General features: G+C 71.6%; 23 protein-coding genes, 1 tRNA gene and 1 other RNA gene. 17 read left to right on the top strand and 8 right to left on the bottom strand.

The genetic code is table 11. The features are described from left to right. The first annotated feature begins 8 nt into the window (after positions 1 to 8). The gene (locus tag AB0J39_RS00125) at positions 9 to 734 is read left to right on the top strand and encodes an SDR family oxidoreductase (RefSeq protein WP_363460108.1); all 726 of its coding nucleotides are present in this window, start codon (positions 9 to 11) and stop codon (positions 732 to 734) included. A 94-nt stretch (positions 735 to 828) separates the two neighbouring features. Here AB0J39_RS00125 and AB0J39_RS00120 read toward each other — a convergent pair. Next, a tRNA-Ser gene (locus AB0J39_RS00120) sits at positions 829 to 914 on the bottom strand. Positions 915 to 998: 84 nt separating this feature from the next. On the opposite strand from AB0J39_RS00120, the gene ffs reads away from it, so the two are divergent. The 7 genes from ffs (at position 999) to AB0J39_RS00085 (ending at position 7,398) form a co-directional block, all read left to right on the top strand. Next, positions 999 to 1,094, top strand: an RNA gene (ffs, locus tag AB0J39_RS00115) — signal recognition particle sRNA small type. Positions 1,095 to 1,137: 43 nt separating this feature from the next. Then, complete coding sequence (locus AB0J39_RS00110) at positions 1,138 to 3,309, top strand: DNA polymerase III subunit gamma and tau (RefSeq protein WP_363460106.1); 2,172 nt, start codon at positions 1,138 to 1,140, stop codon at positions 3,307 to 3,309. Positions 3,310 to 3,496: 187 nt separating this feature from the next. Continuing rightward, positions 3,497 to 3,847 carry a YbaB/EbfC family nucleoid-associated protein gene (locus AB0J39_RS00105; protein WP_079320096.1) on the top strand — a complete coding sequence of 117 codons (351 nt, stop codon included), beginning with the start codon at positions 3,497 to 3,499 and terminating at the stop codon, positions 3,845 to 3,847. A 3-nt stretch (positions 3,848 to 3,850) separates the two neighbouring features. After that, positions 3,851 to 4,450 carry a recombination mediator RecR gene (recR, locus tag AB0J39_RS00100; protein WP_169983653.1) on the top strand — a complete coding sequence of 200 codons (600 nt, stop codon included), beginning with the start codon at positions 3,851 to 3,853 and terminating at the stop codon, positions 4,448 to 4,450. Next, positions 4,443 to 4,973 (top strand): DUF5063 domain-containing protein, encoded by a 531-nt coding sequence (locus tag AB0J39_RS00095; protein WP_346223673.1) that lies wholly within the window; start codon positions 4,443 to 4,445, stop codon positions 4,971 to 4,973. The genes recR and AB0J39_RS00095 overlap by 8 nt, the downstream gene beginning before the upstream one ends. Positions 4,974 to 5,059: 86 nt before the next feature. Continuing rightward, positions 5,060 to 6,334, top strand: coding sequence for an aspartate kinase (locus tag AB0J39_RS00090; RefSeq protein WP_363460103.1), 1,275 nt, complete (start codon positions 5,060 to 5,062; stop codon positions 6,332 to 6,334). Further along, positions 6,331 to 7,398 (top strand): aspartate-semialdehyde dehydrogenase, encoded by a 1,068-nt coding sequence (locus AB0J39_RS00085; RefSeq protein ID WP_363460101.1) that lies wholly within the window; start codon positions 6,331 to 6,333, stop codon positions 7,396 to 7,398. Before AB0J39_RS00090 ends, AB0J39_RS00085 begins: the two co-directional genes overlap by 4 nt. 4 nt (positions 7,399 to 7,402) lie before the next feature. On the opposite strand, the gene AB0J39_RS00080 is transcribed toward AB0J39_RS00085, so the two are convergent. After that, positions 7,403 to 8,026, bottom strand: coding sequence for a hypothetical protein (locus tag AB0J39_RS00080; RefSeq protein WP_363460099.1), 624 nt, complete (start codon positions 8,024 to 8,026; stop codon positions 7,403 to 7,405). Positions 8,027 to 8,180: 154 nt separating this feature from the next. On the opposite strand from AB0J39_RS00080, the gene AB0J39_RS00075 reads away from it, so the two are divergent. From AB0J39_RS00075 to AB0J39_RS00065, 3 genes are all read left to right on the top strand, one after another. Next, on the top strand, positions 8,181 to 8,828 hold the full coding sequence (locus AB0J39_RS00075; protein ID WP_363460097.1) for a TetR family transcriptional regulator: 648 nt from the start codon (positions 8,181 to 8,183) through the stop codon (positions 8,826 to 8,828). A 58-nt stretch (positions 8,829 to 8,886) separates the two neighbouring features. Then, positions 8,887 to 9,837, top strand: a complete 951-nt coding sequence (locus AB0J39_RS00070) for an LLM class F420-dependent oxidoreductase (RefSeq protein WP_363460095.1) — start codon at positions 8,887 to 8,889, stop codon at positions 9,835 to 9,837. An 88-nt stretch (positions 9,838 to 9,925) separates the two neighbouring features. Further along, positions 9,926 to 10,276, top strand: coding sequence for a YkvA family protein (locus AB0J39_RS00065; RefSeq protein WP_363460093.1), 351 nt, complete (start codon positions 9,926 to 9,928; stop codon positions 10,274 to 10,276). Here the strand turns inward: AB0J39_RS00065 and AB0J39_RS00060 are convergent. The 3 genes from AB0J39_RS00060 to AB0J39_RS00050 form a co-directional block, all read right to left on the bottom strand. Then, positions 10,273 to 11,469, bottom strand: a complete 1,197-nt coding sequence (locus tag AB0J39_RS00060) for an amidohydrolase family protein (protein ID WP_363460091.1) — start codon at positions 11,467 to 11,469, stop codon at positions 10,273 to 10,275. The genes AB0J39_RS00065 and AB0J39_RS00060 overlap by 4 nt on opposite strands. Positions 11,470 to 11,538: 69 nt before the next feature. Then, the gene (locus AB0J39_RS00055) at positions 11,539 to 12,324 is read right to left on the bottom strand and encodes an SURF1 family protein (protein WP_363460089.1); all 786 of its coding nucleotides are present in this window, start codon (positions 12,322 to 12,324) and stop codon (positions 11,539 to 11,541) included. Between the two features lie 49 nt (positions 12,325 to 12,373). Next, positions 12,374 to 12,841, bottom strand: coding sequence for a helix-turn-helix domain-containing protein (locus AB0J39_RS00050; RefSeq protein WP_363460087.1), 468 nt, complete (start codon positions 12,839 to 12,841; stop codon positions 12,374 to 12,376). An 80-nt stretch (positions 12,842 to 12,921) separates the two neighbouring features. Here AB0J39_RS00050 and AB0J39_RS00045 point away from each other — a divergent pair, with 80 nt between their 5' ends. Genes AB0J39_RS00045 through AB0J39_RS00035 form a run of 3 tightly spaced genes read left to right on the top strand, consistent with a single transcriptional unit; the run spans position 12,922 to position 15,515 of the window. Then, on the top strand, positions 12,922 to 13,449 hold the full coding sequence (locus tag AB0J39_RS00045; protein ID WP_363460085.1) for a GNAT family N-acetyltransferase: 528 nt from the start codon (positions 12,922 to 12,924) through the stop codon (positions 13,447 to 13,449). Beyond that, entirely contained in the window at positions 13,446 to 14,036 is a 591-nt protein-coding gene (locus tag AB0J39_RS00040) for a TetR/AcrR family transcriptional regulator (protein WP_346223665.1), read from the top strand. The genes AB0J39_RS00045 and AB0J39_RS00040 overlap by 4 nt, the downstream gene beginning before the upstream one ends. Positions 14,037 to 14,045: 9 nt before the next feature. After that, positions 14,046 to 15,515, top strand: a complete 1,470-nt coding sequence (locus AB0J39_RS00035; RefSeq protein ID WP_363460083.1) for a methyltransferase — start codon at positions 14,046 to 14,048, stop codon at positions 15,513 to 15,515. 260 nt (positions 15,516 to 15,775) lie between these two features. On the opposite strand, the gene AB0J39_RS00030 is transcribed toward AB0J39_RS00035, so the two are convergent. Further along, the gene (locus AB0J39_RS00030) at positions 15,776 to 18,793 is read right to left on the bottom strand and encodes a BTAD domain-containing putative transcriptional regulator (protein WP_363460081.1); all 3,018 of its coding nucleotides are present in this window, start codon (positions 18,791 to 18,793) and stop codon (positions 15,776 to 15,778) included. Between the two features lie 227 nt (positions 18,794 to 19,020). Between AB0J39_RS00030 and AB0J39_RS00025 the strand changes: the two genes are divergently transcribed. Further along, positions 19,021 to 19,563: a hypothetical protein gene (locus tag AB0J39_RS00025; protein WP_363460079.1), complete on the top strand. Its 543-nt coding sequence runs from the start codon at positions 19,021 to 19,023 to the stop codon at positions 19,561 to 19,563. Positions 19,564 to 19,625: 62 nt separating this feature from the next. Here the strand turns inward: AB0J39_RS00025 and AB0J39_RS00020 are convergent, their stop codons facing one another. Together AB0J39_RS00020 and AB0J39_RS00015 are read right to left on the bottom strand one after the other, a co-directional pair. Beyond that, on the bottom strand, positions 19,626 to 20,309 hold the full coding sequence (locus AB0J39_RS00020; protein WP_363460077.1) for a GNAT family protein: 684 nt from the start codon (positions 20,307 to 20,309) through the stop codon (positions 19,626 to 19,628). 109 nt (positions 20,310 to 20,418) lie between these two features. Continuing rightward, the gene (locus AB0J39_RS00015) at positions 20,419 to 21,879 is read right to left on the bottom strand and encodes an FAD-dependent oxidoreductase (protein ID WP_363460075.1); all 1,461 of its coding nucleotides are present in this window, start codon (positions 21,877 to 21,879) and stop codon (positions 20,419 to 20,421) included. Between the two features lie 72 nt (positions 21,880 to 21,951). Here AB0J39_RS00015 and AB0J39_RS00010 point away from each other — a divergent pair, with 72 nt between their 5' ends. Further along, positions 21,952 to 22,581 (top strand): TetR family transcriptional regulator, encoded by a 630-nt coding sequence (locus AB0J39_RS00010; protein WP_363460073.1) that lies wholly within the window; start codon positions 21,952 to 21,954, stop codon positions 22,579 to 22,581. 214 nt (positions 22,582 to 22,795) lie between these two features. Continuing rightward, the coding region (locus AB0J39_RS00005; protein WP_363460071.1) for a DUF222 domain-containing protein at positions 22,796 to 24,675 on the top strand (1,880 nt) is incomplete at its 3' end.

Genomic DNA, 24,675 nt, shown 5'->3' with positions numbered 1-24,675 from the left:
TGAGACGCATGAGCGGACAGACGATCGCGCTGGTCACCGGCGCGAACAAGGGGATCGGATACGAGATCGCGGCTGGCCTCGGCGCCCTCGGCTGGAGTGTCGGCGTCGGCGCCCGGGACGACGAGCGCCGGGAATCCGCGGTGGAGAAGCTACGCGCGGCCGGTGTCGACGCGTTCGGCGTGCCGCTCGACGTGACCGACGACGCGAGCGTGGCCGCGGCCGCCGGACTGATCGAGGAGCGCGCGGGACGTCTCGACGTGCTCGTCAACAACGCGGGGATAACCGGCGGCGCGGCACAGATGCCCACCACGGCCGACCTCGCCGAGGTGCGGACGGCCGTGGAGACCAACGTGATCGGCGTCATCCGCGTCACCAACGCGATGCTGCCGCTGCTGCGCCGCTCGGCGTCACCGCGGATCGTGAACATGTCCAGCACCGTCGGCTCACTCACCCGGCAGACCACTCCCGGCGCCGAGACGGGCCCGATCGCCGTCGCCTACGCGCCGTCGAAGACGTTCCTCAACGCCGTCACGGTCCAGTACGCCAAGGAGTTGCGCGACACGAACATCCTGATCAACGCCGCCTGCCCCGGTTTCTGCGCGACCGACCTCAACGGCTTCCGCGGCGTCCGTACCCCCGAGCAGGGCGCGGCGATCGCGATCAGGCTCGCGACCCTGCCCGACGACGGGCCGACGGGCGGGTTCTTCGACGACGACGGCCCGATTCCCTGGTGACGCGTGCCCTGGTGACACACGACTGAGGTCCGGACACACGAAAGGCCCGGCTGGATGGACCGGGCCTTTCGCGTTCTTGCTGCTCAACCAAGCGCGGAGGATAGGAGATTCGAACTCCTGAGGGGTTGCCCCCAACACGCTTTCCAAGCGTGCGCCCTAGGCCAACTAGGCGAATCCTCCGTCGGACAGCTTAGCTCACTTCCCGTGTGGTTTCGACGTGTCGCGACACGGCCCGCGCACACCCGTCGAGTGGCTAGACTGTCCTAGGACCCCTCGCGCGGCGTCATCCTGTGAACCTCCCCAGGGCCGGAAGGCAGCAAGGATAAGCGGGCTCTGGCGGGTGTGCGAGGGGTCTCTTCAGTTAGCGGGTACGCCGGCCGGGTCGACCCCCCGAGGAGGCGGCATGAGTCTTGCGCTGTACCGCAAGTACAGACCCGGGACGTTCGCCGAGGTCAAGGGGCAGGAGCACGTCACCGATCCGTTGCGCCAGGCGTTGCGCAGCGGCCGGATCCACCACGCCTATCTCTTCAGCGGCCCGCGCGGCTGCGGCAAGACCTCCAGCGCCCGCATCCTCGCCCGCTCCCTGAACTGCGAGAAGGGCCCGACGCCCGACCCCTGCGGCGAGTGCGAGTCCTGCGTCGCGCTGGCTCCCACCGGGCCGGGCCACCTCGATGTGATCGAGATCGACGCGGCGTCCCACGGCGGCGTGGACGACGCCCGCGACCTGCGTGAGCGGGCCTTCTTCGCCCCCGTCTCGGCGCGCTACAAGATCTACATCATCGACGAGGCCCACATGGTCACCCGTGAGGGCTTCAACGCGCTGCTGAAGCTGGTGGAGGAGCCGCCGCCGCACCTCAAGTTCGTCTTCGCGACCACCGAGCCCGAGAAGGTCATCGGGACGATCAAGTCGCGCACCCACCACTACCCCTTCCGCCTGATGCCGCCCGCAACTCTGAAGCGGCTCATGGAGGAGATCCTCGAATCCGAGTCGGTGCCGTACGAGCCGGCCGCGTTACCGCTGGTCGTACGGGCGGGCGCGGGCTCGGCCCGGGACACGCTGTCGATCCTCGACCAGCTGCTCGCGGGCGCCGACGACTCCGGCATCACCTACCAGCGAGCGGTGTCCCTGCTCGGCTACACCGACGGCGACCTGCTCGACGAGGTCGTCGACGCGTTCGCCAAGCGGGACGGCGCGGCCGTCTTCCACGCCGTGCACCGGGTGATCGAGGGTGGTCACGACCCCCGCCGCTTCGCCACGGACCTGCTCGAACGCTTCCGCGACCTGGTGATCCTGTCCAACGTCCCCGAAGCGGCGGGCAGCGGCCTGCTCGACCGGCCGGACGACGAACTGGAGCGCCTCCAGGCACAGGCGGCGTCCATGGGCCCCGCCGAGCTGACCCGGGCGGCCGAGGTGTTCAACGCCGGGCTGACCGAGATGCGCGGCGCGACCTCACCCCGCCTGCTGCTGGAACTGATGTGCGCCCGCGTGCTGCTGCCCGGGGCCGACCAGGGCGAGGCGGCGCTGCTGACACGGCTCGAACGGCTGGAGCGCGGCGTCGCGGCCGGTGTCCACACCGCCGCACCCGCACCGGCGGCGCCCCCGGCCCCCGCCGCTGCCCCGGCTCCGGCTTCCGCTCCGGCTTCCGCTCCGGCCCCCGCCCCGGCTCCCGCCCCGGCTCCCGCACCGCGGGTTCAGGCGGCCGCCCGGAGCGCCGACGACTGGCCCACCCCCGTACGGCCCGGCTCCGGGTCGGCTGCCGCACCGCCTTCGCAGGCGCCGCAGGCCCAGGCGCCCGCTGCGGGCGGAGGGCCGGTGCAGCAGGCCTGGCCGCAGGTGCTCGAAGCGATCAAGAACCGCCAGCGGGTGGCCTGGATGATCCTCAACGCCCAGGGCAGGCTGCTCGGCGTCGAGGGCAACGTCGTGACCGTCGGCTTCGAGAAGCCGGGCGACGTGCAGGGCTTCCTCAAGGGCAAGCGCGACGAGGTGGTGGCCGCCGCGCTCGGCGACGTGCTCGGCGGCACCTGGCGCGTCGACGTGGTGGTCGGCGGCTCGGGTCCCGGCCCGGCCGGCCCCGCACCGCGCGGGCCGTCCGGCCCGCCGGCGCCCCAGACGCCGGCACCGCCTCCCCCGGCTCCCGCGGCTCCCCCGGCTCAACCCTCCGCACCGGCCGCGCTGCCCACGCCGGCTCCGGCGGCCATGCCGCCCACGGGCGCCACGCCGGCCCCGGCCCCGGAGCGGAAGGCCGCGGCGCCGGCGGCGACCGACGAGTCGTGGCCGGACGCGCCGTCCGACGACTACGACGCGCCTTCCCCGGCCTCGCCTTCCCCTGCCTCGCGGTCCGCGCCGAGTCCCGGCCTGGCCGCGGCCCGCTCGGCGGCCAGGGCCGCCGCCCAGACGGGCCCCCGGCAGGCCTGGCCGGAGACGGTGCCGGGCCGTACGGGCGGGACCGCGCGCCCGGACGACGACGTGGACCCGCTCAACGACGACGACGCCGACGTGAGCGAGCTGTCCGGCATGGCGCTGATCCAGCGTGAGCTGGGCGGCCGCGTCATCGAGGAGATCGATCACTCCTGAGCGCCTTCCCCGCCGGAGGGACGGCCGCCGCATGGACGGAGACTGGTTGGGTAACCGGTGTCCGTCCGCCCGCGACAGGCCGGCGACCCGCGTGGAACACGCACGCCGCGCCGGTGCGGAAACCGGGGCGACACCGTAGGCTCGGTCGCGACGAACATGTCGCTGGACGCTGAGGAGCGCAACCATCGTGAATCCAGGGGATGTCAACCTCCAGCAGTTGCTGGAGCAGGCTCAGCTGATGCAGCAGCAGCTCGTCACCGCGCAGCAGGAGCTCAGCGACGCCGAAGTGGAGGGCAGTGCCGGGGGCGGCCTGGTCGTCGCCACCGTGAACGGCAGCGGCGAGCTTCTCGAGCTCGAGATCAGCCCGCTGGCCATCGACGCGAGCGACCCGGAGGAGACCGCGCAGACGATCGCGGACCTCGTGCTCGCCGCCGTGCGGGACGCCGTACGCGCCGCGGGGGAGCTGCAGCAGGAGAAGCTGGGCCCGCTCGCGCAGGGACTGGGGGGCGGCCTCGGCGGTCAGCTGCCGGGGTTCTAGAGCATGTACGAAGGGGTCGTCCAGAACCTGATCGACGAGCTCGGGCTGCTGCCCGGCGTCGGTCCCAAGAGCGCGCAGCGGATCGCGTTCCACCTCCTCGCGGCCGATCCGGCCGACGTCAAGCGGCTCGCGCACGCCCTGCTCGAAGTGAAGGAGAAGGTGCGCTTCTGCCGGGTGTGCGGAAACGTGGCCGAGGAGCAGGAGTGCCGGATCTGCCGGGACCAGCGGCGCGATCCGCACGTGATCTGTGTGGTCGAGGAGTCGAAGGACGTGGTGGCGATCGAGCGGACCCGTGAGTTCCGCGGTCGCTACCACGTGCTCGGCGGGGCGATCAGCCCCATCGACGGCATCGGCCCGGACGACCTGAAGATTCGCGAGCTGATGACCCGGCTGGCCGACGGCCAGGTGACCGAGCTGATCCTCGCGACCGACCCGAACCTCGAGGGCGAGGCGACGGCCACCTACCTGGCCAGGCTCGTCAAGCCCCTGGGATTGAAAGTGACCCGACTGGCCAGCGGCCTGCCTGTGGGCGGTGATCTCGAGTACGCCGACGAGGTCACTTTGGGCCGCGCTTTCGAAGGACGGAGGCTGCTGGATGTCTGACGAGTGGAACGACCTGGCCGCACGCGTCGCCGGACACGCGCAGAACTTCATCGACGGCCTCACCCGCCTGGCCGGCGGTGAGGGCGGCGACGCGACGCTGCCGCTGCTCCTGGTGGAGGTGGCCCAGGTCAGTCTCGCGGGCACCCAGCTCGGGGCCGCCCAGGACGTGATCCTGCAGGGCAACGTCGAACCCGCGCTGAGCGACGACCCCGACATCGACCCCCTCCGTACGGCTCTCGCCGCCCGGCTCGGCCCGGTGGACGACTACGCCGAGGTGTTCGACCCCTACAAGGACACCGTCGTCACGCCGTACCGGCTGTCGGACGACCTCACGGCGGTGGCGGCCGACCTCATCCACGGGCTGCGGCACTACCGGGCGGGCCGTCCGCTGGAGGCGCTGTGGTGGTGGCAGTACTCCTACTTCAACACCTGGGGCAACCACGCCGGCGCGGCGCTGCGGGCCCTGCAGGCGCTGGTCGCGCACACCCGGCTCGACGTGGTCGAAGAGGGCACCGCGGTCTGACCGTCCACATGCTGGTCGCCGCCGGTCTCGGTTTGGGACGTCCAAGTACACTGTGAGCTCCACGTCCTGATTCGTTGGAGATTCCAGTGGCGCTCGTTGTGCAAAAGTACGGTGGTTCCTCCGTAGCCGACGCGTCCTGCATCAAGCGGGTCGCCCAGCGGATCGTCGCGACGAAAAAAGCGGGCAACGACGTCGTCGTCGTGGTGTCCGCGATGGGCGACACCACCGACGAGCTGCTCGACCTGGCCCAGCAGGTGTCGCCGCTGCCGCCCGGCCGCGAGCTCGACATGCTGCTCACCTCGGGTGAGCGGATCTCCATGGCGCTGCTCGCGATGGCGATCGCCAACCTGGGTCACGAGGCGCGCAGCTTCACCGGCTCGCAGGCCGGTGTGATCACCGACTCGACGCACGGCAAGGCGCGCATCATCGACGTGACGCCCAGCCGTATCCAGGAGGCCGTCGACGCCGGTCAGATCGCGATCGTGGCCGGGTTCCAGGGCGTCTCCCAGGACAGCAAGGACATCACGACGCTGGGCCGGGGTGGGTCCGACACCACGGCCGTCGCCCTCGCGGCGGCGCTCGGCGCGGACGTCTGTGAGATCTACACCGACGTGGACGGCATCTACACCGCCGATCCCCGCATCGTCCGTACGGCGCGGCAGATCCCGCGGATCTCCTATGACGAGGCCATGGAGATGGCGGCGTGCGGGGCCAAGATCCTGCACCTGCGCTGCGTGGAGTACGCCCGCAGGTTCGGCCTGCCGATTCACGTCAGAAGCTCGTTCAGCACGAGGGAAGGCACCTGGGTCGTCTCCGACCCCTACAGCGAAGGAACCGAAGTGGAGCAGCCCATCATCTCCGGGGTCGCGCACGACCGGAGCGAGGCCAAGATCACTGTGGTCGGGGTGCCCGACAAGGTCGGAGAGGCGGCCGCCATCTTCCGCACGCTGGCCGACGCCGAGATCAACATCGACATGATCGTGCAGAACGTGTCGGCCGCGGCGACCGGGCGCACGGACATCTCCTTCACGCTGCCGGCCAACGACAGCCAGACGGCCCTCACGGCGCTGAAGAAGATCCAGAACCAGGTCGCCTTCGAGTCGCTGCTGTACGACGACCAGATCGGCAAGGTCTCCCTGATCGGCGCGGGCATGCGCTCGCACCCGGGTGTCACCGCCAAGTTCTTCGGCGCGCTGGCCGACGCCGGGGTGAACATCGAGATGATCTCGACCTCGGAGATCCGCATCTCCGTCGTCGTGGGACAGAACGAGGTGGACACCGCGGTCGCCGCCGCCCACCGCGCGTTCGACCTCGACGCCGACCAGGTCGAGGCAGTTGTGTACGGAGGTACCGGACGATGAGCCGCAAGCCCACCCTCGCCGTCGTCGGCGCGACCGGTGCCGTCGGCACCGTCATGCTCGACATCCTGACCAGCCGCCGCGACCTGTCCGACGCGTACGGCGAGATCCGGCTGATCGCCTCGCCGCGCTCGGCGGGCAAGGTGCTGAGCGTGCGCGGCGAGGACGTCGTCGTCCAGGCGCTGTCGCCGGAGGCGTTCGACGGCGTCGACATCGCGATGTTCGACGTGCCGGACGAGGTCTCCGCCGAGTGGGCGCCGGTCGCGGCCTCGCGCGGCGCGGTGGCCGTGGACAACTCCGGCGCCTTCCGGATGGACCCGGACGTGCCGCTCGTGGTGCCCGAGTGCAACCCCGAGCAGGCCCGCAACCGGCCCAAGGGGATCATCTCGAACCCCAACTGCACGACGCTGTCGATGATGGCCGCCATGGGCGCCCTGCACCGCGAGTACGGCCTGCGCGAGCTGGTCGTGGCCTCCTACCAGGCGGTGTCCGGGGCCGGGGTGGCCGGGCCCGAGCGGCTCTACGCCGAGATCGAGGCCGTCGCCGGCGACCGGACGATGGGCACCGTGGCGGGCGACGTGCGCAAGGCCGTGCCCGACCTGTCCGACTCGCCGTTCCCCGCCCCGCTGGTGCTCAACGTGGTGCCGCTGGCGGGCTCGCTCAAGGACGGCGGCTGGACCTCCGAGGAGCTCAAGGTCCGCAACGAGTCGCGCAAGATCCTCGGCATCCCGGACCTGAAGGTCTCGGCGACCTGCGTCCGCGTCCCGGTGGTCACCACCCACTCGCTGGCCGTCCACGCGACGTTCGAGCGGGAGGTCACGGTCGAGGGCGCCCGGGCGCTCCTGGACGCCGCGCCGACCGTGGTGGTGCTCGACGACCCCGCGAACGGCGTGTTCCCCACCCCGGCGGACGTCGTGGGCACCGACCCGACCTACGTCGGCCGGATCCGCCAGGCGCTCGACTTCCCGAACACGCTCGACCTGTTCCTGTGCGGGGACAACCTCCGCAAGGGCGCCGCGCTCAACACCGCCGAGATCGCGGCGCTGGTCGCCACCGAGTTCGCGTAGGTCGTCACCGGAACAGCACGTCCCAGTGGGTCGGCTCGTCCGCCCACACGTCCGACGGCGCGGCGCGGTACAGCGCCGCGCCGTCCGCGCGCGTGCGCCAGAAGCGGCAGGTCCGGGTGACGTACGCGTCGAGGCACGCGTTGTGGGCGAGGTCCACCTTGTAGCCGTTGCCGTGGCTGTAGCGGCCGCCGGCGTGACCGGTCTCGGTGCCGCCGGTGACCGTCACCGGGCAGCCGCTGGCCCGCCTCAGGTCGACGACGCGCATCAGCGTGCCGTACCTGATCGCCTGGAGTGACGTGCAGTACCGCCGGCGGCGGTCGGCGCAGTCGCCACTCGACTTCCGGCGCACCCCGGCGTCCAGCAGCAGGCCCACCGCCTCCTCGTGCGGGAGCCGTGCGTCCGCGTCCAAAGCGTCCCGGGTTCTCACGGTGGCGACGAACGTGCCGGCCAGCAGTGGCGGGAGGGTCACCTCCTGCCGCGCGGCCTCGACGACCTCGACGGCCTCGGCGGTCGCGGCGGGCGCCGGGGACGGCGGCGGGACGGGGTCCCTGTCGTTCTGCATGGGCAGGGAGATCAGGACGGCGGTGCCGATGCCGGCCAGCCCCCGCCATGACGGGCGGACGTCCAAGAGCCTCGTTTCCTCGGTCGACGGCGGGGGCTGTGGTCTCTAATGCCACATCCGGCGACCGGTCCGCCCGTTGCCACGAGGCGGTTTGCCGCCACGCGTGGATCATCTTGTCGGTTCATGACCGGATGCGGGCCCGACCCGTACAGTGACGAGCGTGGCCGAGAAGACACGGGAGCTGATCGTCGAGACGGCCCTCCGGTTGTTCAGGGAGCGGGGGTACGAGGCGACCACGATGCGCGCCATCGCCGCGGAGGCGGGCGTGTCGGTGGGCAACGCCTACTACTACTTCAGGTCCAAAGAGCAGCTGATCCAGGCGTACTACGACCGGGCGCAGGCGACGCACGAGGCGGCGTGCCGCGAGGTGTTCGCCGCCGAGCGGTCGTTCGCCGGGCGGCTCGGGGGCGTGCTGCGGGAGTGGGTGCGGATCTCCGAGCCGTACCACGAGTTCGCGGTGAAGTTCTTCAAGCACGCAGCGGAGCCCAGCAACCCCCTGAGCCCGTTCAGCGCCGAGTCCGCCCCCGCGCGCGAGTCGGCCGTCGCGCTCTATCGGGAGGTGGTCGAAGGGTCGGCCGGGCGGATGGACGACGAACTCCGCGAGGAGCTTCCCGAGCTGCTGTGGCTGCTGTGGATGGGAGTCGTGCTGTTCTGGGTCCACGACAACTCGCCGGGGTGCGCGCGCACCTACCGGCTGATCGACCGGGTCGTCCCACTCGTCGACCGTCTGGTCGGTTTGTCGCATCTGCCCGGCATCAAGGGTGTGGCCAGGGAGGTCATCGAGGTGGTCCACGAACTCCGGGCGTGACCGCGACTCCATACCGTCCGGTTGGTATGGTCGGGTCGAGACCTTGAAAGGGGTGGCCGTGGACCGCTGGGGCATGACGATTCCGTTCTTCGGGCAGACGCCGGTCGAGTCGAAGGAGCTCATCGCCGAGTTGCCCGCACTGGGCTACACCGACGCGTGGTCGGCGGAGGTGGGCGGCACGGACGGGTTCGTGCCGCTGGCCCTGGCGGCCGAGTGGGCGCCGTCCCTGCGCCTGGGCACCGCGATCGTCCCCGTCTACACCCGCGGCCCGGCCCTGCTGGCCATGTCGGCGGCCACGCTGGCCGACGTCGCCCCGGGCAGGTTCGTGCTGGGCATCGGCGCGTCGTCGCCGGTGATCGTGGGCAACTGGAACGCCGGCGAGTTCGACAAGCCGTACGCGCGGGTCCGCGACACCCTGCGCTTCCTGCGCGCGGCGCTGGCGGGGGAGAAGGTCACCGAGAGCTACGAGACCTTCGCCGTGAAGGGCTTCCGGCTGGAGAAGGCCCCCGCGACGCCGCCGAAGATCGTGCTCGCCGCGCTGCGCCCCGGCATGCTCCGCATGGCCGCCCGCGAGGCCGACGGCGCGATCACCAACTGGCTGTCGCCTCAGGACGTACGGAAGGTCCGGGCCGAGCTGGGGCCGGAGACCGAGCTGACCGCGCGGCTGTTCGTCGTGGTGACGGAGGACACCGCCAAGGCACGGGAGATCGGCCGCCGGCTGCTGGCCTCCTACCTCACCGTGCCGGTGTACGCGGCCTTCCACGAATGGCTCGGCCGGGGTGAGGCGCTGCGGCCCATGCAGGAGGCGTGGGCCGCCGGAGACCGCAAGGCCGCGCTGAAGGCGATCCCCGACGAGGTCGTGGACGACCTGATCGTGCACGGCGACGCGGCGGCCTGCCGTGCCCGCGTCCGGGAGTACGTCGCCGCCGGGCTCGACACGCCCGTGCTCGCCCCCCTGCCTTTCGGCGACCTGGCCCAGACCGTACGGGACCTCGCGCCGGGCGCCTGACGGAACCGGGCCTAAGGAACCGGGGGAGCGCCGCCGGACGTTATCGGGGAGGCAAAGCGGGCAGAGGAATCTACCTGGAGGTGTCCTCATGGTGAAGGCAGGACGTGCGGCGGCCACCTGGCGCGCCTACCGCGAGGTCTCCAAGCCCGGATCGCCGGGGCTCGGGGCCCGCATCCGGGCCGTGCCCCGGATGCTCCGCGCCGCGATCAAGGGCGACTACCCCGGCATGACCAAGGGCAAGCTCGCCATGCTCGGCATGGCCGTGGCGTACATCGTGTCGCCGATCGACGTCGTCCCCGACTTCCTCCTGGGCATCGGCGTCGTCGACGACTTCGGCGTGTTCCTCTGGCTGGCGACCGCGCTGCTCGGCGAGAGCGGCCAGTTCGTCGACTGGGAGCACGGCGGCCGGCCCACACACGCCGGCAAGGTCCGGCGTTAGAGCTGCTCCTGCCGCAGCCAGGCCCGCGAGGGCAGTGGGTGGCCGAACAGGCGTGCGGCGTTGCCGTACGAGACCCTGGCGATGTCGGCGGGGGGCAGGCTGCCGAGGTTGCGGGCCACCGCGCGCTGGGTGTCCGGCCAGGTGGACTCCGCGCGTGGGTAGCCGGTCTCCAGCATCACCCGCTCCATGCCGACGGCGAGCCGCACCGAGCTCAGCGCGCTGTCGTCGAGCGTGCCGAAGAAGAAGTTGCGCCGCAGCACCTCGCTGGGCTTCAGCCCGCCCTCCCAGCTCGGCTCGCCCGCGACCGGGTGATCGAGCGCGTAGTCGGCCCGCTCGGCCAGCATCGGCAGCCACCCGACGCCGCCCTCCACGATGAGGATGCGCAGCTTGGGGAAGCGCAGCGCCACCCCCGACCAGAGCCAGTCGGCGCACGCGAACATCGCGCTGGCCGGGATCAGCGTGGTGATCGCCTCGACCGGGGTGTCGGGCGACGGCACCGGCGCCCAGGAGGACGCGCCGGTGTGCAGGCACACGACCGTCCCCGTCTCCTCGCAGGCGGCGAAGAACGGGTCCCAGTGGCGGCTGTGGATCGACGGCAGCCGCAGCCGGGTGGGGAACTCGGGGAACACGACGGCCTTGAACCCGCGTGCGGCGTTGGCCCTGATCTCCTTCGCCGCGATCTCGGGGTCGGGGAGCCAGGGAAGCTGGAGCGCGATCATGCGCTCGGGGTAGGTGCCGGCCCACACGTCGACGTGCCAGTCGTTCCAGGCCTGTACGAGCGCGAGCCCGAGGTCCTGGTCGCGGGTGCGGCCGAACGCCACTCCGGCCTGGCTCGCGAGCATGCCGGGGAAGCACAGGGCCGCCCAGATCCCGGCCCGGTCCATGTCGCCGATCCGGGCCTCGATGTCGTAGCAGCCCGGCCGCATGTCCTCGAACCGGACGGGATCGAGCGTCCATTGCTCCTTGGGCAGGCCCGCGCCCACGTCCAGCCCCGCGCAGGGATAGGTGGCGCCACCGTACCGCCACACCTGGTGGCCCGAGTCGGTCTCCACGACCTTGGGCGCGAGGTCCTTGTACTTCTCCGGAAGGCGGTCCTCGAAGAGATCGGCCGGCTCGATCAGGTGATCATCGACCGAGATGATCACGAAGTCCCGCCGCCTCGGCTCTGGGTCGGTATGCAGCGGCGTCGTCACGGTAGTAAACGGTAGGGCCAAGGGATAACACGGTACAAGCTGCGAGGTCTCCGGTTGGTATCCGTTCGCTCACCTTGCGGCGCGTACGGTTACGCCCTGTGACTCCCGCTCCGTCCGGAGATCGCGGGCCTCACGGCGTACCAGCAGCGCCCAGCCGCCCACCGCGATGCCGATGAACAGCCACCACTGCACGGCGTACGCCAGGTTGAGCCCGCCTCCGCCGCCGACGTCCGGCGGGGGCAGGAGCTCCGGCGCCTCGGCCGGCACGGGAGTCTGCGCGGTCAGCTCGACGAACCCTCCGAAGACCCCGTACGGCAGGCCCTTGGCGAGAGCGGGCGTGTCGATCAGCAGGATCTGGCCGGCGGGCAGCCCGGACCGGTTCCTGATGCCGGTGTTCTCCCGGGTCTCGGCCGGGCGGAGGCGTCCGGTGACCGTCACCTCTCCGGCGGGCGGTGCGGGCACCCGCGGCGGGGCGTCCGCGGTCGCCCCGGCCGGGACCCAGCCCCGGTTCACCAGCACGGCGCCCTGCGGCGTGACGAGCGGGGTGATCACGTAGAACCCGACCCGGGTGTTGAGGGTGCGCCGGCGCACCACGAGCTCGTGGGCGGGGTCGTACCGGCCGGTGGCGGTGACGAGGCGGTACCTGTCCCGCTCCGGCACGGTCGCGCCGGGCCGGGCCAGCCGGTCGATCGGCACGGGAGCGGCGGCGAGGTTGGCGGTGATCCTGGCGCTGGTGGCCGACCGCTCCTCGAACCGCCCCCACTGCCACTTCCCCAGGAAGAAGAAAGCGGGGATCAGCGCGAGCACGAGCAGGTGCAGCCCGACCCAGCGGCGTGTGAGGAGGAACCGGTACACGCCACCAGCCTAGGCAGCGCCACGACCGGTCCTGCTGTCAGGACGTGTCTCAAGCAGGTGTGCTCAGCCGGGCGCCCGGGCCGGGACGGGGGGTCACCTCGCGCGGACCGTCGACCTCGTGGCCCTCCTCGCACGTCAGGTGCAGGGCGACGGGTGCGCCGCAGTCGCGGTGGGTGACCACGACCGGTGCTCCCTCGGGATCGGCCAGATAGCGGTCGCCCCAGTGCATGAGGGCGATCATGATCGGATAGAGGTCGAGGCCCTTCTGGGTGAGCCGGTACTCGTCGCGCTGGCGCTGGCCGGGCTCCTGGTAGGGCACCTTGCGCAGCAGGCCCTCGTCGACGAGCCGCGACAGCCGCGCGCTCAGCACCTGCCGGGGCGCACCGGTGCGCGTCTGCAGGTCGGCGAACCGCCGGATGCCGTTGAACGCCTCCCGGAGGACGAGGAAGGTCCACTTCTCGCCCAGCACGGCGAGGGTTCGCTCGATGGAGCAGTTGTCCACCCGATAACGCCGCATGTCGCGCATCGTAGCCACAACCTCCTTCCGACATCTAAGTCTAGTTGACAGACTCAGACGTTTCGAGGGAGGCTGAGTCCATGTTGGGAACTCAGGTGAGGCCCGCCGTGGACATCCGTGCGGCGTGCCCGGACGACGACGAGGAGCGGGTGCGGCTCTTCCTGCGAGGCCTGTCGCGCGCCACGCTGACCAACCGCTTCTTCGTCGGCCCGGGCCGGCCGAGCGCGAGCCTGGTCCGCGCCATGGTCGCGCGGGACGACAGGCGGGACGCGCTGCTCGCGCTGCACGGCGACGCCGTCATCGGGCACGCCATGAGCCACCTGTCCGGCGGCGGCGGAGCCGAGGCCGAGATCGCGGTCGTGGTGGACGACCGGTGGCAGAACCTCGGTGTGGGATCGCGGCTCGTGCGCACCCTCCTGCGCCGGGCGTCCGTACGCGGCGCGGTCGCCGTCGGCATGGACGTCATGACCGAGAACCGGCGGGTGCTGGCGATGGTGCGCAGGACGTGGCCCTCTGCCACAATCGTCACAGACGGCCCATACGTCGAGATCAAAGCGCGCCTCGCATTTGCAGAACAAGGTTCTGTTGGTTCACCATTGACTATGTGAAGAACGCGAAGAGCGCGCGGGACGGCAGAGCCAGGATCATCGAGGGCGCCCTGCGCAGGTTCAGCCAGAGCGGGGTGTCGGCCACCACCCTGGCCAGCCTCCGGCAGGAGAGCGGCGTCAGCGTCGGCAGCTTCTACCACCACTTCACGAGCAAGGAACACGTCTTCGGCGTGCTCTACGCCGAGATCCTCGACATGTACCAGGACGCCTTCGTCGGCGAGCTCGTCCGCCACGAGGACGCCCGCGCCGGCATCGAGGCGATCGTCGCGATGCACATGGCGTGGTGCGGCGAGCACCCCGAGCGCGCCCGCCTGCTGATCAGCGAGCGTCCGCCCCGGCGCAACGAGCCCGGCGGCCCGGAGGTCGCCGAGTCGCGGCGTGAGTTCTTCCGGCAGGTCTCCGACTGGTGGCGGCCGCACATGAAGGACGGCGTGCTCCGTCCCGTCCCCGCCACCATGTGCTACGTGCTGTGGCTCGGCCCGGCGCAGGAGATGTGCCGCCTGTGGTTCAGCGGCGCCCACCAGCCCACGCAGGAGGAGATCCGCGAGCTGGGCGAGGCCGCCTGGAACAGCCTGAAGATGCCGTAGATTCGATCTGTGGACGCCCCTTCTGACCTGGTCCGGCGGCTTCGCGACAGGTTCGTGGAAACCGGATACACGATCGACGGCGTGCGTGAGCGGCTGGGCGACATGGCCGCCTCCGCCCTGGCCCGCGAGGAGGTCGTGCCCGCACTGCGGGCGACCAGGGACGCCGACCCCCTCGCCGCGCTGATCCGCCTGTGGTGGCTGGGCGTCCCGGTCAGCATGGCCGCCGCCGACCTCCCGCTGCAGGACCTCATCGAGGCCGGGCTGCTGGTGCGCCTGGGCGACTCCGTGCAGGCCACCGTGCACCTCCAACCCTGGGACACCGGCACCGGCGACCCGGCGTACGTGGTGTCCGACCGCAAGGTGCGGCCCGGCGACCCCTCGCTGCGGCCCGACCACGTGGTGGGAGCGGGCGGCGCCTCGGCCAACCTCGCCCAGCTCGGCTGGACCGCGCCGGTCGGGCGGGCGCTCGACCTCGGCACCGGCTGCGGCGTGCAGGTGCTGCACCTGGCGCCCCGGGCGGAGGACGTCGTCGCGACCGACGTGAACCGCAGGGCGCTGCGGCTGGCCCGCCTCAGCTGGGGCCTGTCCGGCGTGACCGGCGTCGAGGCGCGCGAGGGCTCGATGTACGACCCCGTGGACGGCGAGCGGTTCGACCTCGTGGTGTCCAACCCCCCGTTCGTCATCGCGCCCGAGGCCAGATACACCTACCGCGAGACGGGCCGGCGGGGCGACGAGTTCTGCCGCGACCTCGTACGGCGCACGCCCCGGTACCTCGCCCAGGGCGGCCGGGCGCGCTTCCTCGCCAACTGGTTGCACGTCAAGGGCGAGGACTGGCAGGACAGGGTGGGCGGCTGGCTCGCGGAGACCGGCTGCGACGGCTGGGCCGTGCAGCGCGACGTGCAGGACCCGGCCGAGTACGTCGAGCTGTGGCTGCGGGACTCCGCGGAGCACGGCACCTCGGCCTACCGGGAGCGCTACGACGAGTGGCTCGGCTGGTTCGAGTCGATGGACGTGACCGGCGTCGGCTTCGGCTGGATCGCCCTGCACGACTCCGGGTCGCTGAGCCCGCTCGTGCGGGTGGAGGAGATGACGCAGCCGGTCGAGCCTCCGTCCGGCGCGCTGGTCGAGGAGGTCCTGCGCGCGGCGCGCACCGCGCACGAGCTGTCCGACGAGGACCTGCTCGACGCGCGCCTGAAGCCGGCCGAGGGGGTGGTGGAGGAGCGCGTCGGCCCGCCCGGCGCCGATGACCCCTCCCGGATCGTCCTGCGGCAGACCCTGGGCGCGCGCCGTACGGTCACCGTGGGGACGGTGGAGGCGGCCCTGGCCGGGGTGTGCGACGGCGACCTGCCCACGCGGCCGCTGCTCGCCGCGATCGCCGAACTGACCGGCGAGGACCCCGGCGCCGTGCTCGGGCGGGCTCCCGCCGCGCTGCGCTCCCTGATCGCCGAGGGCTTCCTCCGCGTTGCAAGCCCACGTTGATCGGAGTTTGAACGGCCGGGCCGACAGTGGTCCTGAGCGGGCTTCGGGGGGGTTCGGAGCCCGCGGAGAAAGCCCGGCCGGTCGCCGACGTGAGGCGGCGAGTCGTCACGGGGCGCACCGGTAAGGATCCGGGCCCCCTGCGCGTCCCAGTGACGACGGGCGACCGGCCGGGCGGTTCACGCCCCCACGATTGAGAATCGGTGATCGATGTGATCAACCATGTCCGGATGAGCCGGCTCGACGACGACCTGCGACTCGACTCACGTCTCGACCTGTTCGCGCAGGAGCGCGCGGATGTCGTCGGCCTCGGGCGAGCCGAGCCGGGTGAAGATGTCGAGGGCCTTGACCAGGGCCTGCCTGCCTCGGCCGGTCTCCCCGAGACTCGCGAGGGCCTTGCCGAGGGCGGCCAGTGACTGCGCTTCGCCGTACGGGTGGGTGATCTCGCGGCTCACGGTCAGGGCCTGCTCGGCGTGCCGGGCGGCCTCGGCGAACCGCCCGGCGGCGATGAAGGTGGCGGCCAGCCGGTAGCAGACCCGCTGCTCCCAGACCCGCTGGTTGCTCGCCCGGAAGAAGGCCAGGCACTCGGCGTGGTGGACGACGGCCTCGTTGAGCCGCCCGACATGCGACAGCACGTTGCCGAGGTGGTAGCGGGCCCGTGCCACCCCCGCGCCGCTGCCGATCTCGCTGAAGACCGCGAGCCCGCGCTCGGCCGCGGCGATGGCGTCGCCGGGCCGCCCGAGGCCCAGATGGTCGCGGGCCGAGTAGCACGACGCCAGCGCCTCGCCCGCCGGGTTGCCCACCTCCCGGTAGACCGCCGTCGCCCGGTCGAACCATTCGAGCGCCTCGGTGTGGCGCCGCCGCCGGCCCGCGACGACCGCCAGCGCGTTGCACGTCTCGCCCAGCACGATGTGGTCGCCGGTCTCCTCGCCGAGCGTCCGTGCGGCGAGGAAGTGGGCCTCGGCCTCGGCCAGCCGGTTCGCGCCGAACAGCACCCGGCCGAGGACGTAGCGGCAGCGCATCTCGCCGCGCCGCTCGCCGGTCCGGCGGGTCGCCGTCAGCAGGGCCGAGGTGCGCTGCTCGAAGTCGCGCTGGCTGGTGCCCGACTCCAGCAGCGGCTCCAGTGCCAGCAGCAGGTCGGCCGCCGCGAGCAGGTCCCCGCCCGGCTCGTGCGCCTGGGCAGCCTGGGCCGCCTGGGCCACGGCCCCGAACATGTCCTCCGCCTCGGCCGACAACCAGGCCACGGCCTCGTCGGCGGAGGAGAAGGCATGGCCGAGCACACCCAGGTCGGTGAGGTTGTCGGCGATCGCGCTGCCCTCGTACGCCAGCCGGTGGGCCGCGCCCGCCGACGCCAGGTAGAAGCCGAGCAGCCGCCGCAGGGCGAGCGCCCGGGCCTCGGGCTCCTCCGCGTCCTCCGCCTGCCGCCGGGCGAACAGCTTGAGCAGGTCGTGGAATCGGTAGCGGCCCGGCGCGGGCGCCTCCAGCAGGCTGGCGTCGACCAGCGACTCGATCAGGTCCTCGGCCTCGGCCGGGGTGAGGCCGAGCACGGCCGCCGCCGCCAAGGCCGAGATGCCCGAGCCCGCCGGCAGTGACAGCAACCGGAACGCCCGCGCCTGCCGGGCGTCCAGCTGGCCGTAGCCGAGGGCGAACGTGGCCGAGACCGCCAGGTTGCCGATCTTCATCTCGTCCAGGCGGCGGCGCTCGTCGGCGAGCCGGGGGACGAGCGAGGCCACCGTCCACGACGGGCGGGAGGCGAGCCTGGCGGCGACGATGCGCACGGCCAGCGGCAGGAAACCGCAGGCGGCGACCACGTCCATGGCGGCGGCCCGCTCCGCCGCCACCCTCTCGGGGCCCGCGACCGCGGCGAGCAGCGACAGCGCCTCCTCGGGCTCCATCACGTCGAGGTCGACGAGACGGGCCGCGGGCAGGTCGGCCAGCTTGCCCCGGCTGGTGATGATCGCGGCGCAGCCGGGCGCGCCGGGCAGCAGATGCTCGACCTGCTCGGCGTCGCGGGCGTTGTCGAGCAGCACCAGCATCCTGCGGTCGGCGAGCAGCGAACGGAACAGCGCGGAGCGCTCGGCCAGGCCGTCGGGGATCACGTCCATCGGGATGCCGAGGGCGCGCAGGAACGCGACCAGCGCCGTCTCGGGCGCGGTGGGCTCGGCGCCGTATCCGCGCAGGTCGGCGTAGAGCTGGCCGTCGGGGAACAGGTCTCCGGCGAGATGGGCCACGTGGACGGCCAGGGTCGTCTTGCCCACGCCGCCGATGCCCGACATCGCCGCGATCGGCACGCCCTCACCCGCTCCTTCTCCACGGAGCAGCGCGAGCAGCCGGTGCACGAGGCCGGTGCGCCCGGTGAAGTCGGAGACGGCCGCCGGGAGCTGCGCCGGCCGCGGCATCTCGATCGCGGGGGCGGTCCCGGCCGTCGCGGCGTCATCGTGGCCGTCCGGATGCGAGAGCCGTACGGGAGGGGGTGTGTGGGCGAGGGCGGGATCGGCGGCGAGGATGCGCCGGTGCAGGCCGGTCAGCTCGGCCCCGGGCTCGATGCCGAGCTCCTCCACGAGCGCCTGCCGGGTCTCGGTGAAGACCGACAGCGCCTCGGCCTGCCTGCCGCAGCGGTAGTAGGCGAGCATGAGCTGGGCGCGTAACCGCTCGCGCAGCGGATGTTCGGCGGCGAGCGCCACCAGCTCGGAGACGATCTCCGCGTGGCGGCCCAGCTCCAGGTCGAGCTCCATGAGCGTCTCGACCGCGCTCATCCGGCGCTCGGCCAGCCGGTCGCGCTGGTGCTCGGCGTACGGGCCGACCGCGCCGGTCAGCGGTTCGCCCGACCACAGGCTCAGGGCCCCGCGCAGCCGCCGGGCGGCCTCTCCAGCCTTGCCCGTACGGCGGTCGGACTCGGCGGCGGCGCACTCGCGCTCGAAGACGGCGAGGTCGAATTGGGCAGGGGCGGAGTGGGCGGAGTCGAGCCGCAGCGCGTATCCCCGGCCCACCGAGGTCAGCAGCCGCGGCGGGGTCCTCGGGGAACGGTCCGGCTCCAGGACGGTGCGCAGGCGGGAGACGTAGGTGCGCAACGCGCCGAGCGCGCGTGGGGGCGCGTCCTCGCCCCACACGCCGTCGATCATCTCGTCGGGCGTGACCGGGTGCCCCTCCCGCAGCAGGAGCATGGCGAGGATGGAGCGTTGCAATGGCGTGCCGAGGTCGAGTTCGTCGCCGTCGCGCCAGGCCAGGACGGGTCCTAGCACGGCGAAGCGCAGGCCGTCCGCGGCGGCGTGATCAGGCATGTGACCTGTCTCCCAATGGCAAGATTTCCGACCAAATGATAGATCGTGTAGCGCGGCGGCAGTAGGACCGAACGCGCTGGTTCAGTCTGCGTTCAGGTGCTTGAAAGCAACCTGCAAACCACGGTGTGAGCGCTGAAAGCAAGTTGCAGGCGGGCGGGCCTATCACTGAGGTGCAACCCCGACAGCACCCCGCGATCGGGGGATCGTCCTCGAACAGGAGAACCGAAATGCGACGCTCCATCACCCTCGGTCTCGCCGCCGCCACCACCGTCGCCGCCCTCGGGCTGCCGGCCCTCGCGACGGCCGCCAACGCCGCCCCCGCCTCCGCCTCCTCCTCCGCCGCCTCCCCGCACCACGACGACTGGGACTACGACGGCTGGTGGGGCACCTACTGGTCGTCCAACCACCTCGCCAAGGCCAGGGGCTACGTCGACGTGAACTACAACGACGAGGAGTCGAACCGGGTCCACATCACCGGCAAGCTGTACGACAACGACCACCGCACCTACGGGCAGGGCGGCAAGTGCGCGTACATCAAGTTCCGGGTGTCGTCCTGGGACGACAGCGAGGACGACTGGTCCTCCAGCTACAAGTCGTACAAGTACTGCGGCGCCGGCGGCTACAAGAACATCAACTTCTGGCGCTACGACGTCGCCCAGGTCCAGGCGAAGGTCTGTCAGATCGGCCTGCACAGCAGCCAGCCCGTCAAGTGCGGCTACTGGCGCGACATCTACAACGCCTACGAGGACGAGTACGGCTACGAGGCCTGACCGTCTCCGCACGACGCGGCCCGTCCCTTCCGGGACGGGCCGCTTTCTTCTCTACAGGACGATCACGCTGCTTCCGACGCCGCTTCCAGAATTCCCAGCTTCGTGCGAAGACGTTCGCGTACGGCCGGCCACTCGGGACTCAGGATCGAGTAGTACGCGGTATCTCGGACCGTGTCGTCGGCGCCTCGGCTGTCCGCTCGTCGCACACCGTCGAGGTGTGCGCCGAGGGCCTCGATGGCGACCCGGGATCGGGTATTGCGTACGTCTGCCTTGAGGGTGATCCGGTGAACCTGCCAGGTCTCGAAGGCCAGGGAGAGCAGCAGATACTTGCTCTCCCGGTTGACACCGGTGCCCTGGGCCGACGCGGCGAGCCAGGTGTACCCGATGTCCGCGACGGACGGGACCTCGCCCACCGCGCCCTTGGACCCCGGCGGCCAGGGCATCGGGCCCTGCCAGTACTCCAGGTTCATCAGACGGGTGGCACCGACCACGCGGTCGGTGTGCAGCCACCGGATGGCGAAGGGCATCGTGCGGCCCTCCGCCTGCTCAGCCATGGCGGCCTCCACATAGGAGGCCATCTCATCCCGGCCAGCGGGAACCCGAGTGAAGGCGTATGTCGAACGGTCTTCACTCGCCGCGGCGACGAGGTCGTCGAGCACCGCGAGGCTGAGCGGTTCCAGGCGCACGGAGCGCCCGGACAGGGTGACAAAAGCGGGCATGAGCACATGATGGGGGCTGCTGAACACGGCCGATACCAAATGACACGAGACATCTTGGCGGGGGTCCGGTTAAGGGGGGTGACCGCCCGAGAAACCGCAGGTCAGAGGGGTGAATCAGGAGCCTTGGGGTCGGCGCTCAGGGTAAAGATTTGGCCAAAGATCCACGATCCGCCGCGGGCGGGTTCGACGGCGGCCCGAACCAGGTCTCCAGGGCGTTCTCGAGCCCCTCGCCGCCGGCTTCCCGCGGGTCCCGCGCCCATGCGACGAACCCGTCCGGGCGTACGAGAAGCGCGCCGGGAGCGTGCGGGTCGCGCACGGCCGTCGCGATGGTGGTCACCCGGTCGTCGTAGCCGTCAGGTCCGGTTTCGTCCTGGCCGACAAGCAGGCCCCGGCCCTCGTGGAGGTGGTCGGCGACGCGTGAGCCGTCCTCGAACTCGTAGTCGGGCACGCTGCGCCCCACCAGCGGGTGCTCATCGGCGCCGGGCATGTCGTAGCGCTGCCAGACGCCCGAGATCTTCTTCACGAAATAGGTCGTGCCGGTGTAGGAGTCGAGGAGAGTCTCCGGCGCCCGCCCTCGTACGACGGAGGCGAGCTTCCAGCCGAGGTTCACGGCGTCCCCCAGTCCCAGGTTCAGCCCCTGGCCGCCGAAGGGCGAGTGGACGTGCGCGGCGTCGCCGGCCAGCAGCACCCGGCCGAGCCGGTAGGTCGCCGCCTGCCGGGCGTTGTCCGTGAACCGGGTGGCCGTCTTGATGTCCTTGACCACCACCTCGGCGCCCGTCACGTGCCTCACGGCGTCCTGCAACTCCTGAATCGTCACCGGGACGGTCCTGCCGTCCCTGCCGGGCGGGGCGCCGTCGAAGCGCGCGACGAGCACGCGGCCCGGAACCGGTCCGTGGGAGTAGACACCGGTGGGGGTGGCGAGCCACCCGACGCCCAGGCCTTCGGCGCCCTCCATCTCCGCCACGGCCTGGTAGGCGGTGATCTCCGGGTCCGTGCCGGGGAACGGGAATCCGGCCAGCCTGCGTACCGTGCTCCTGCCGCCGTCGCAGCCCACCAGCCAGTGGCCGTGCACCGGGCCGCCGGTCGTGGTGACCGTGACCTGCTCACCGTCGTCGGTGAAGCCGGTCACCTCCGTACCGCGCCGTACCTCGACCCCCAGCTCGGCCGCGCGTACGGCGAGGATGTGCTCGAGCTGCTGCTGGGACACCAGGCCGATCCCGGCGGCCGGTCCCTGGCCGGACAGATCCGGGTCGTCGGCGTCCAGGCGCTCCGCGCTCAGCATGATCCCGGCGAAGTGACCGGCGAACCTGGGCGGGACGCGACGTGGTCCCTCCGTGGGGCCCTCCGCGGGGCCGCGCCCGCGCATGAAGGCGGCCATCAGCTCCAGTGTCCGGTCGTGGGCGTCCTTGAGCGCCGGCAGCAGGCCGCGCCGGTAGAGCGCCTCCACGCTGGGCGTGTTGAGGGCGCCCGCTTTGATCGTCTGGTCGATCTCGGTCAGCCGTTCGAGCACCACGACCGACGCGCCGCTCAGCCGCAGCTCGCAGGCCAGCATCAGGCCGACCGGCCCCCCGCCGGCCACCACCACGTCGTACGACATTCGTCCTCCCCGTAGTTGCCGTCGCTAAAAAGTTACTGTCAATAAAAGTTTTTAGCAACTAGAGTGGGGCAGGTGGCGGAGACGTTGGGGCTGCGGGAGCGGAAGAAGCGCCAGACTCGCTCGCTCATCTCGGACGTGGCCTCGGGCCTGTTCATCCAGCGCGGGTTCGACAACGTGACGGTCGCCGAGGTCGCCGAGGCGGCCGGAGTCTCGACCAAGACCGTCTTCAACTACTTCCCCCGCAAGGAGGACCTGTTCCTCGACCGCTTCCCCGAGGCGGTCGAGCTGGTCACCCATGCCGTACGGGGGCGCGCCGAGGGGGAGAGCCCGCTCTCCGCGCTGCGCCGGCTGTTCCTCCGCATGCTCGAAGAGGGCCACCCCATCGGCGGCATCAACCCGGGATATCGGGTGTTCTGGCAGGTGGTCCTCGACTCGCCCGCGCTCAGGGCGCGGGTGAGAGAACTGGTCGAGGAGTTCGAGGACGTGCTCGCCGGCCTGTTCGCCGAAGCGGCCGGAACCGACCCCGCACAACCCGCCCAGAGGCTCGCGGCCGCCCTGGTCGTCGCCGCCTACCGCACCGTGTACGTCACCAGCGTCGGCAGGATCCGTGCCGGCGATCCCGCGGAGGATGTGCTCGCCGACCACATCGCCCTGCTCGACCGCGCCATGGGAGCCGTCGAACGCGCCATCGCCGGTTTCTGAAGCCGTGCGTGCGAAGCCGGCTCCCGGTGTTCGTATCGACCCCAGGCCCTTCGGCTCGATACCGATCGGTTGATGGGACGGGTGCCGATTTGGTCAGTATTGATACCCCTTTTTTCGCTCGATCTGTAACTCCAACTATTCGCTTCTCGCGGTTGCTCGGGATGAAGCGAGAGTGGAAGAATTCATACAGACTTTCGAATTTATTGAGAGGAGCATGGTGGATCTGTTCGAATTCGATCCCGACCGCTCTCGTCGTTCGAACAATACCGACGGCGGTTGGTGGGATCGGCTGACGGCCGATTCTCCTTTGTGGTCGTCCGACGGTTCGGCAGCCCGCGACGAGGCAGCCCGCGACGACAATGTGGAAGACGGCGCGCCCAGCGCCAGCAGGGCCGCCGATGGCCGGGCCGCCGATGGTAGGGGCAGGTCGTCGTGGGTGCTGGTGGCCTCGGTGCGTGAGTCGGTGCAGTCGTTGGCGTTGGCGCCGGTTCCGGACGATGTGGATATCTGCCTGGCCGAGGCCGAGGACCTGATGTTCGCCCGGGATCGGATCACCTCGGCGTTGGCGGATCGCGTCGGGCGGGTGCATCGGGCGGGGCAGGCCAAGCGGCATGGGCATGCCTCCACCCGTAGCTGGCTGCGCACCACGGGCGGGATGACCGTCGCGGGTGCAAGCCGGCTACTGACCTTGGGCGTCGAGTTGGCCCGCCTGCCCCGGGTGCGGGAGATGTTCGCCGCCGGCGATTTGGCGGCGGGGGTGGCCGAGGCCATCTGCGCTGCGGTTTCCGGTCTGTCGGATGAGCAGGCCGGCTTGGCCGAGCCGATCCTGGTGGAGCTGGCGGGCAGGGCGGGGGCGGCGGAGGTGGCCAAGGCGGGTCGTTATCTGCGGGCGGTGCTGGACCCCGATGGTGAGGACCGCGATGAGCGGGCCGATTACGGGCGGCGGTTCCTGCGGGTCCGCCCGGGCCGGGGCGGCGGTCTGGAGGGGGAGTTCTATCTGCCGCGTGAGCACGCCGCCCGGTTGCAGGCGCTGCTGGAGGCTTATGCCAGGCCCAGGGCGGAGGGTGATGATCGGCCGCTGCGGGTGCGTCAGGCGGATGCGTTCATGGCGTTGCTGGAGGAGAAGATCGCCGCTGAGCTCCTGGTCCTGGTCAACGCCGAATCCCTCCCCACCGACCCCACCCCCACCACCGGCCCCGACCCGGCTGACGTCGGCAGCACCAACCCCGCCAGTGCGGTAGACACCGGTGCCGATGTAGCCGCAGAGGCCGCCGTCGAGAGCACCGGCAGCAGCGCCGCCGGGAGCGCCGGGAGCGCCGTGAACGGCGACGACCTTGCGACCGGCCCCCGTGACGAGCAGTCCGGCGCTGACATGACCGGCAACGCGCAGGCGAAGAACAGGCAGCGGAGGGAGTCACAGCAGGAGCCACAGCAGAGCACGCCACAGCAGAGCAGCTTGCCGAAGCAGGGGGAGTCGCAGCAGAGGGACTCACGTGGAAGCACCCCACAGCGGCAGGAGTCGCACTCGTGGGAGTCGCGGTGGGGTGAGTGGCGACCGTCTGGTCCACCGGGGGGCACCTCTGCCTCTCACACCCACGCTGGGCCTCGGCCTGCGGAGGGTTGCCGCCATGCGCAGGCCACGCGTGAGGACGACGGCCACGAGCACCAGTGGCACGGCCAGGGCGGGTGCAGGTGCGGGTGCGGCAGTAAGGCACGGTGCTCGTCCACCACGCCGGAGACGCCGGAGACGCCGGGGGCACCGCGAGGCGTGCGGGGATCGGAACCGGGAGCGTCGGCCGGAGGGCTGCCAGGGGCGGGGCCGGGCGCGGCGCGGGGGACGGTGTTGGGTCCGCTGTTGGGGACGGCGCCGGGGTTGTTGCTGGCGACCGGGCAGGTGCTGCCCATCTCCGCCGTGCACCGCCTGGCCCGCACCTCCACCCTCATGCGCCTGGTCATGGACGCCGACGGGCAGGTGCTGGACATGGGCCGCAAGGTCAGGTTGGCCACCCCCGCCCAGCGGCGGGCGATCTTCGCCCGCTACGCCACCTGCTGGATCGACGGCTGCCCCCTGCCCGCCACCAAGTGCCAGATCGA

Origin of the sequence: Microbispora sp. NPDC049633, assembly GCF_040675265.1 — a bacterium.
GTDB classification, from domain to species: Bacteria; Actinomycetota; Actinomycetes; order Streptosporangiales; family Streptosporangiaceae; genus Microbispora; species Microbispora maris.
The sequence above is the reverse complement of the archived record's forward strand: the minus strand, read 5'-3'. Positions and strand labels throughout refer to the sequence as shown.

Bases quoted from the DNA above. Each gene is read 5' to 3' on its own strand.
- AB0J39_RS00025 (WP_363460079.1), top strand. From the start codon at position 19,021: ATGCGACGCTCCATCACCCTCGGTCTCGCCGCCGCCACCACCGTCGCC.
- recR (WP_169983653.1), top strand. From the start codon at position 3,851: ATGTACGAAGGGGTCGTCCAGAACCTGATCGACGAGCTCGGGCTGCTG.
- AB0J39_RS00085 (WP_363460101.1), top strand. From the start codon at position 6,331: ATGAGCCGCAAGCCCACCCTCGCCGTCGTCGGCGCGACCGGTGCCGTC.
- AB0J39_RS00095 (WP_346223673.1), top strand. From the start codon at position 4,443: ATGTCTGACGAGTGGAACGACCTGGCCGCACGCGTCGCCGGACACGCG.
- AB0J39_RS00015 (WP_363460075.1), bottom strand. From the start codon at position 21,879: ATGTCGTACGACGTGGTGGTGGCCGGCGGGGGGCCGGTCGGCCTGATG.
- AB0J39_RS00125 (WP_363460108.1), top strand. From the start codon at position 9: ATGAGCGGACAGACGATCGCGCTGGTCACCGGCGCGAACAAGGGGATC.
- AB0J39_RS00045 (WP_363460085.1), top strand. From the start codon at position 12,922: ATGTTGGGAACTCAGGTGAGGCCCGCCGTGGACATCCGTGCGGCGTGC.
- AB0J39_RS00110 (WP_363460106.1), top strand. From the start codon at position 1,138: ATGAGTCTTGCGCTGTACCGCAAGTACAGACCCGGGACGTTCGCCGAG.
- AB0J39_RS00050 (WP_363460087.1), bottom strand. From the start codon at position 12,841: ATGCGGCGTTATCGGGTGGACAACTGCTCCATCGAGCGAACCCTCGCC.
- AB0J39_RS00030 (WP_363460081.1), bottom strand. From the start codon at position 18,793: ATGCCTGATCACGCCGCCGCGGACGGCCTGCGCTTCGCCGTGCTAGGA.
- AB0J39_RS00065 (WP_363460093.1), top strand. From the start codon at position 9,926: ATGGTGAAGGCAGGACGTGCGGCGGCCACCTGGCGCGCCTACCGCGAG.